At 47.7% G+C, this 6,493-nt stretch carries 10 protein-coding genes; 5 read left to right on the forward strand and 5 right to left on the reverse strand.

Annotated features, from left to right (window positions below):
- Nucleotides 1–5: 5 nt before the first annotated feature.
- From ACPLJI_RS06785 to ACPLJI_RS06805, 5 genes are all read right to left on the reverse strand, one after another.
- Nucleotides 6–1,646: an AMP-binding protein gene (locus ACPLJI_RS06785; RefSeq protein WP_424731550.1), complete on the reverse strand. Its 1,641-nt coding sequence runs from the start codon at nucleotides 1,644–1,646 to the stop codon at nucleotides 6–8.
- A gap of 19 nt (nucleotides 1,647–1,665) precedes the next feature.
- Nucleotides 1,666–2,070 carry an acyl-CoA thioesterase gene (locus ACPLJI_RS06790; RefSeq protein ID WP_300476268.1) on the reverse strand — a complete coding sequence of 135 codons (405 nt, stop codon included), beginning with the start codon at nucleotides 2,068–2,070 and terminating at the stop codon, nucleotides 1,666–1,668.
- An 11-nt stretch (nucleotides 2,071–2,081) separates the two neighbouring features.
- Nucleotides 2,082–2,654, reverse strand: a complete 573-nt coding sequence (locus ACPLJI_RS06795; RefSeq protein ID WP_424731549.1) for a helix-turn-helix domain-containing protein — start codon at nucleotides 2,652–2,654, stop codon at nucleotides 2,082–2,084.
- Nucleotides 2,655–2,754: 100 nt separating this feature from the next.
- Nucleotides 2,755–3,060 (reverse strand): hypothetical protein, encoded by a 306-nt coding sequence (locus ACPLJI_RS06800; RefSeq protein WP_424731548.1) that lies wholly within the window; start codon nucleotides 3,058–3,060, stop codon nucleotides 2,755–2,757.
- A 223-nt stretch (nucleotides 3,061–3,283) separates the two neighbouring features.
- Complete coding sequence (locus ACPLJI_RS06805) at nucleotides 3,284–3,472, reverse strand: hypothetical protein (protein WP_424731547.1); 189 nt, start codon at nucleotides 3,470–3,472, stop codon at nucleotides 3,284–3,286.
- Here ACPLJI_RS06805 and ACPLJI_RS06810 point away from each other — a divergent pair.
- The 5 genes from ACPLJI_RS06810 to ACPLJI_RS06830 all read left to right on the forward strand — a co-directional run bounded on the left by ACPLJI_RS06810 (nucleotide 3,461) and on the right by ACPLJI_RS06830 (nucleotide 6,352).
- Nucleotides 3,461–3,574 (forward strand): hypothetical protein, encoded by a 114-nt coding sequence (locus ACPLJI_RS06810; protein WP_424731546.1) that lies wholly within the window; start codon nucleotides 3,461–3,463, stop codon nucleotides 3,572–3,574. The two genes, ACPLJI_RS06805 and ACPLJI_RS06810, sit on opposite strands and share 12 nt — an antisense overlap.
- Nucleotides 3,571–3,756 carry a hypothetical protein gene (locus ACPLJI_RS06815; RefSeq protein ID WP_424731545.1) on the forward strand — a complete coding sequence of 62 codons (186 nt, stop codon included), beginning with the start codon at nucleotides 3,571–3,573 and terminating at the stop codon, nucleotides 3,754–3,756. The genes ACPLJI_RS06810 and ACPLJI_RS06815 overlap by 4 nt, the downstream gene beginning before the upstream one ends.
- A gap of 376 nt (nucleotides 3,757–4,132) precedes the next feature.
- The gene (locus ACPLJI_RS06820) at nucleotides 4,133–4,471 is read left to right on the forward strand and encodes a P-II family nitrogen regulator (protein ID WP_424741185.1); all 339 of its coding nucleotides are present in this window, start codon (nucleotides 4,133–4,135) and stop codon (nucleotides 4,469–4,471) included.
- Nucleotides 4,472–4,779: 308 nt separating this feature from the next.
- On the forward strand, nucleotides 4,780–6,003 hold the full coding sequence (locus tag ACPLJI_RS06825; RefSeq protein WP_424730665.1) for an ammonium transporter: 1,224 nt from the start codon (nucleotides 4,780–4,782) through the stop codon (nucleotides 6,001–6,003).
- Between the two features lie 10 nt (nucleotides 6,004–6,013).
- Nucleotides 6,014–6,352: a P-II family nitrogen regulator gene (locus tag ACPLJI_RS06830; protein WP_424730663.1), complete on the forward strand. Its 339-nt coding sequence runs from the start codon at nucleotides 6,014–6,016 to the stop codon at nucleotides 6,350–6,352.
- The last annotated feature ends 141 nt before the right edge of the window (nucleotides 6,353–6,493 follow it).

Genomic DNA, 6,493 nt, shown 5'->3' on the forward strand with positions numbered 1-6,493 from the left:
AAATATCATGGCTTTTTCCCAAGCAGCTCAACCGCCATTTCCCTTAATTTAAACTTCTGGACCTTTCCACTTGCAGTGAGAGGAAACTCGTCAACAAAAAAGACATGCTTGGGAACCTTGTATCTTGCTATTCTCTGGATTGCGTAGTCCCTGACATCCTCCTCGAGTATGTCCGCACCTTCCTCCCTGATCACAAAGGCACCGACTATTTCACCGTACTTCTCATCGGGTATTCCCACAACCTGCGCATCCTTTATACCCGGCATTGTGTGGAGGAACTCCTCGATCTCCCTTGGGTAGATGTTCTCGCCGCCCCTGATGATCATGTCCTTTATTCTTCCAACGATTGAGTAGTATCCGTCCTCATCCATCACAGCAAGGTCGCCGCTGTGGAGCCAACCGTCCTCATCTATGGCCTCAGCCGTCATTTCAGGCATCTTGTAGTAGCCCTTCATGACGTTGTAACCGCGGCAGCATATCTCGCCGGGTTCTCCGGGGCCCAGTTCCTCGCCGGTTTCAGGGTCTACTATCTTGACCTCAATGTGTGGTAGGGGTGTTCCAACGGTTTCGACACGCTTCTCGATGGGGTCATCCACACTGGTCTGTGTGAAGACAGGGGACGCCTCTGTGAGGCCGTAGGCTATTGTGACCTCCTTCATGTTCATGTCATTCATGACGCGCTTCATTGCCTCTATGGGGCAGGGTGATCCCGCCATGATCCCTGTTCTGAGGGATGAAAGGTCAAACATGTCAAACATTGGGTGTGTGAACTCCGCTATGAACATTGTCGGTACACCGTAGAGTGCTGTGCACCTCTCCTTTTCCACGGCTGCAAGTACAAGGAGGGGGTCGAAGAGTTCTATCATGACAAGTGTCCCCCCATGTGTGAGGATGGCCAGCACACCCAGGACTATCCCAAAGCAGTGAAATAATGGTACCGGTAGACACAGACGATCATCCTCAGTGAATTTCTGTCTTTCCCCTATGTAGTATCCGTTGTTGAGTATGTTCCTGTGGGTGAGCATTACCCCCTTGGGAAAACCTGTGGTTCCTGATGTGTACTGCATGTTTATGACATCGGTGTTTTTGAGGGTTGACATCACACTGCGGAGTTCACTGTCAGGGACATGCTTTCCCAGGAGCATCAGTTCATTGGTGTTGTACATCCCCCTGTGCTTCTGGGCCCCTATGTATATGACGCTTCTAAGTTCAGGAAACCTTTCACTCCTAAGGTGACCCCTCTCCTGGGTCCTGAGTTCAGGTACCAGTTCATAGAGTGTCTGCACGTAGTCAACATCCCTGAAACCGTCTATGATGGCTATTGCCTTCATGTCAGATTGTTTCATGACATATTCAAGTTCATGGCTCCTGTAGGCGGTGTTCACCGTTACGAGAACCGCCCCTATCTTCGCTGTTGCAAAGAGGAATGTCAGCCAGTCGGGTACGTTGGTGGCCCAGATACCCACGTGGTCACCCTTCCCTATCCCGATGGATAACAGGCCCTTTGCAAGGAGGTTGACCCTCTCATTGAACTCCCTGTAGGTGAACCTGAGATCCCTGTCAGGGTATACTATGAACTCCTTATCAGCGTATCTTTCAACCTGTTTCTCAAAGAATTCCCCTATTGTTTCCTCAGTGAAAACCATAAATCCACCCTTTTGTATGTTAATCCTCTTCCACTAGGTGTTCTTCAAGCTGTGACCTTATATCAGGGGGTATTGGCTTTTTCCTCTGTTCAATGAAATCGTAGTGGACCAGGACGGCCTTCCCCTTTGCCTTGAGTTCCCCGTCCTGCCAGGCCTCGTGACCTATGGTGAAGGATGAGTTTCCTATGTGTGTTATGTAGCTTCTTATCTCCACGTCACTCCCATAGTACATCTGTGCAAGGAAGTCGAATTCTGTCCTTACAAGGATGAGTTTCCATTTCTCATAGCTGAGGTCAAGGTCAGGTGTGAACATCCTGAAGATGGGGTTTCTGCCCTTCTCAAACCAGACCGCCAGGACAGTGTTGTTAACGTGTCTGAGGCCATCTATATCCCCGAAGCGTGGTGTCACAGTGATTCTGAACATCCTATCATCCACTAGAATGGTGTGTAGACAACTGCCAGTATCTTTGCGTCAGTTTCCCCTGCTGCGTGGAGGTGGTGGGGTACAACGGAGTCATAGTATATGCTGTCCCCTTCACTGAGCCTGTACTTCTCCTGTCCATATATGACCTCTATTTCACCCTCAAGGACGTATATGAACTCCTCTCCCTCATGGGATGATAGTTCGAAGTCGTCGCTGTGGAGTTCAACGTCGATTATGAATGGCTCCATGTGCTTGTCGCTTTTGCCGGCGCCAAGGGAGTGGAAGTTGAGGTTGCTTGTATCTGCCCTCTCCTCATAGCCTGAGAAGTGTATAACCCTCTGGGTTTTTCCTTTTCTGACTATAACCGGTTCATCCTGAACCCTGTCATCAAGGAGTGTGCCAAGTCTGACCCCAAGTGTTCTTGAGATCTTTATGAGGGGTGTGAGTGATGGTAGAATGTCTCCTTCCTCTATTTTCTTGATGAGTTCCCTATTAACTCCACTTCTTTCTGAAAGTTCCTCCAGTGTGATGTTATGGTTATCCCTGAGCTGTTTTATTCTTTCTCCAACGGTGTTTGCTGGCACGTGATCACCTTAAAATTATGGTCCTGTATGTCTATTTCTAAAATTTCAGTTTAAAAAAATTGCTGTTTAAAAATGTTCACTGGCATAATCTGCCTGTGGATCATTGATTCTGGTTCTGGTCCCTTCTGGCTGGCTCTGTTCTGTTTGTTCTGTTATCGGTATAGAATGTAACCTCTGTTTCATTGGTTGTGTTGTTGGTGACGTTTGTTATGTGTTTCTTCAGGATTACTGGCTGGAAAGCGGGGTTTCCCATAGGTTCTATCTTCTCATCGGAGGGAAGGATATCTGTGGGAAATTCAACTGCAAAGGAGGGTTTTATGAAGATACACAGTGTGGATGAGAAGCCATATGCAATGAGAGCTATCATTAGAACTGCAAAGAGCCTTCCCTTTTTTGTTGAGTTCAATGAAACACCTCTACTGTTTTTCTCATTTTTCTGATATTTTAATGTTGGCATGACAATCTGCTCCCGCAATTCCGGGGGACTTTTTGCGATTTGCCAGATGAAATTTTTCTGCTATAAAAGCTGCGCTGATATCAGGTGCTGTGGTTGAGAGGATGGATTTTCATCGTGGATAATCATTCATTTCCCTCTGGTTCAAATCATATATAACTGAGGCGGTCCTGAGCTATCCACCACCCATGACCATGAGGCTCCGGTTCACATCATATATAACGAAGGCCCGCTGGGTTGGGGCAAGGGACTCCTGCAGACCCTTGCTGTCTATGATTCTGCAGGTAAATGGTGGTGCGCCGCACAAGGGGTTTGCCGCCCCCTCCCCGCACCGGTCCGAGGCACGAAGGCCATGCCACACCATCCTGGATACCCTGTGATAGGGGCCTGTTCTCTATGGTCTGGATTGTTCGGGTTCAACGCAGGTTCAGCCCTCAGGGCAGGTGACTTGCCGCAGCCGCAATGATTGTGACAAAAAAACTCTGCTGCCGCAGGTATGATCGTCTGGATGCTGATGGACAGAATCAAGATGAAAAACCAGCCCCCGGCGCCCTTTCAGGTGCGGTTGCAGGTCTTGCATCAATAAACCCTGCAGCTGGCTTCCTGAATACAGGTGCATGGATTTTAATGGATTTCTGGCAGCCATGATCTGTTACCCGGCCGTGTCCTGCTCAAGCCCCTCCTCGGGTATGACGCCTGGATGTTTTTGGAATTCATGGAGTCTCGGGTGTTACAGGAACAATGGGTGTGGATCCATTTGCAATACCCCACCCTTAACCTGCCTCAGCTGTGGTTTCATAAAAGGTGGCAAGGAGCTCCTCACAGGTCATCGGTGCTTTTACTGTGGTTATCTGCACCATCACAGTTACATGCATTCCAGCAAGCCTGCTTAGGAAATGGGGGAAGATGGGATCTGGGAATAGAGATACATCCCTGAGGAAACCGGTTACAGACTGAAGTAATCAGTGATTTAAATATGGTGGGAGAATATAGATAAAAGCTGTTCACAGAGAGGTGGAGATCAATGAAGAAGATCACGGCCATTATCAGAATGGAGAAACTTGAGGATGTGAAGGATGCCCTGGAACTGGTTGGGATCCACGGAATGACCGTCTCAGATGTCAGGGGAAGGGGTCAGCAGATGGGTATCCGTGAGAGTTACCGTGGTATGGATTACTGTGTGGATCTAATCCCAAAGGTTCAGATTGATGTGGTTGTTGACTCAGGGGACCTTGAAAAGGTGATTGAAACAGTAACCGAAAACGCAAGAACAGGAGATATTGGAGACGGTAAAATCTTCATAACTGATGTGCTTGATGTTGTTAGGATAAGAACCGGTGAAAGGGGTAAGAACGCCATATAATCAAGCATACATCACAGAAACCATCTGGTGATGATAAGAACCTCTGAAAGGGGAAAGGCTATCCATCGAACCATTCATCCTATCCCCATCCCCTGATCCTCTTAATTTATTTAACATTTTTACTGTAAATTACCCTGTGCCTGAAATTATTTTAGTTTCATCCGCATTCCCTGAAATTTTAACCGGAACATTTATATATGAGAATGGTCCAAGTGATAGTGTCGGAAGTTGATTTCCGTTTTCCGGTATTGGAGGACGGGATTGAAAAAATGGAATTAATAACAGCATGTATATTGAGGATGATCCTGATGGACGCGGTTTTAAACTCCGGTGACACAGCCTGGATGCTGATATCAACAGCCCTCGTGATGCTCATGACGGTTCCAGGCGTGGCACTATTCTATGGGGGTTTAACAAAAAAGGAGAACGTGCTCAACACGATGTTCCTGTCCCTGATAGCCTTCGCAGTGACAAGCCTAATATGGGTACTCTACGGCTATCAGTTTGCATTTGGGGCAGACATAATGGGACTAATAGGAAGTCCGGCGAACCTATTCATGAACGGTACAGGTGTCGATAAACTCGCAGAACTCGCACCCACGATACCAGACTTCCTTTACATAGCATTCCAGTTAACATTCGCTGCAATAACAGTTGCACTCATATCAGGTGCGATAGTGGAGAGAATGAAGTTCTCAGCATGGCTGGCATTCACTGCACTCTGGGTGAGCCTGGTGTATGTACCGGTGGCCCACTGGGTATGGGGCGGTGGATTCCTTGCCCAGCTGGGTGCCCTTGACTTTGCAGGGGGTACAGTGGTCCACATAAACTCAGGTGTGGCTGCACTTGCACTTGTCTACCTCCTCGGTAAGAGGAAGGACACAAGGCTGCTACCACACAACCTTGGCTACTCGGTGATAGGTGCTGCGCTACTGTGGTTTGGCTGGTTCGGATTCAATGCAGGTTCAGCCCTAACAGCAGGTGGACTGGCAGCATCAGCCTTCCTTGTGACCAACACGGCCGCAGCCGCAGGTATGATCTCATGGGTGATGATAGACTACCTCAAAACAGGTAAACCCACAGTGCTCGGCGGCATATCAGGTGCGGTTGCCGGTCTTGTGGCAATAACACCCGCAGCAGGATTTGTAACGGTACCCGCAGCAATAATCATAGGCCTCATAACAAGTGCCATATCCTACCTTGCAATATCATACCTCAAACCAAGGGCTGGATACGATGACGCCCTGGACGTATTCGGGATACATGGAATGTCAGGTATATGGGGATCAGTGGCGACAGGGATATTCGCAGCGCCATTCATAAATGAACTGGGAACAGGTCTCATCTACGGAAACCCCGGTCAGATGACAGCACAGGTTATAGCAGTTGTAATCGTCGCTGTCTACTCCTTCGTAGTTACACTGGTGATAGGAAAGCTACTGGACATCACAGTGGGCCTAAGGGTAACTGAGAAGGAGGAAATAGAGGGACTCGATACACACCTCCACGAGGAGACAGGATACAGAATCTAGGGGTGATAGGATGAAAGAAGTGGTGGCCATCATAAGACCCGAGAAACTAGAGGAAGTTAAAAATGCCCTCGAAGAGGTAGGGTGCCATGGGATGACTGTGACAGAGGTCAGAGGACGTGGAAGACAGCTCGGCATAACAGAAAGCTACCGTGGAAGGGACTACAGGATAGACCTTCTGCCAAAAACAAAGATAGAGATTGTGGTGAACGATGAGGACCTCGAGATGGTCGTTGATACGATAGTTAAAAGCGCCCAGACCGGTGACATAGGCGACGGGAAGATATTCATCTCAGGAGTTGAAGAGGTTGTGAGGATAAGGACGGGTGAAATCGGTAAAAAGGCAGTTTAAATCCTTAAAACCTCTATTTATTTCACCAATTTTAACAATAAATACTGGTTTTCTTGATTCCTATTTAATTACCTATTTAATTACCTATTTAATTACCTATTTAATTACCTATTTAATTACCTATTTAATTACCTATTTAAT

Source organism: Methanothermobacter sp. (assembly GCF_049720995.1).
Taxonomy (GTDB): Archaea; Methanobacteriota; Methanobacteria; order Methanobacteriales; family Methanothermobacteraceae; genus Methanothermobacter.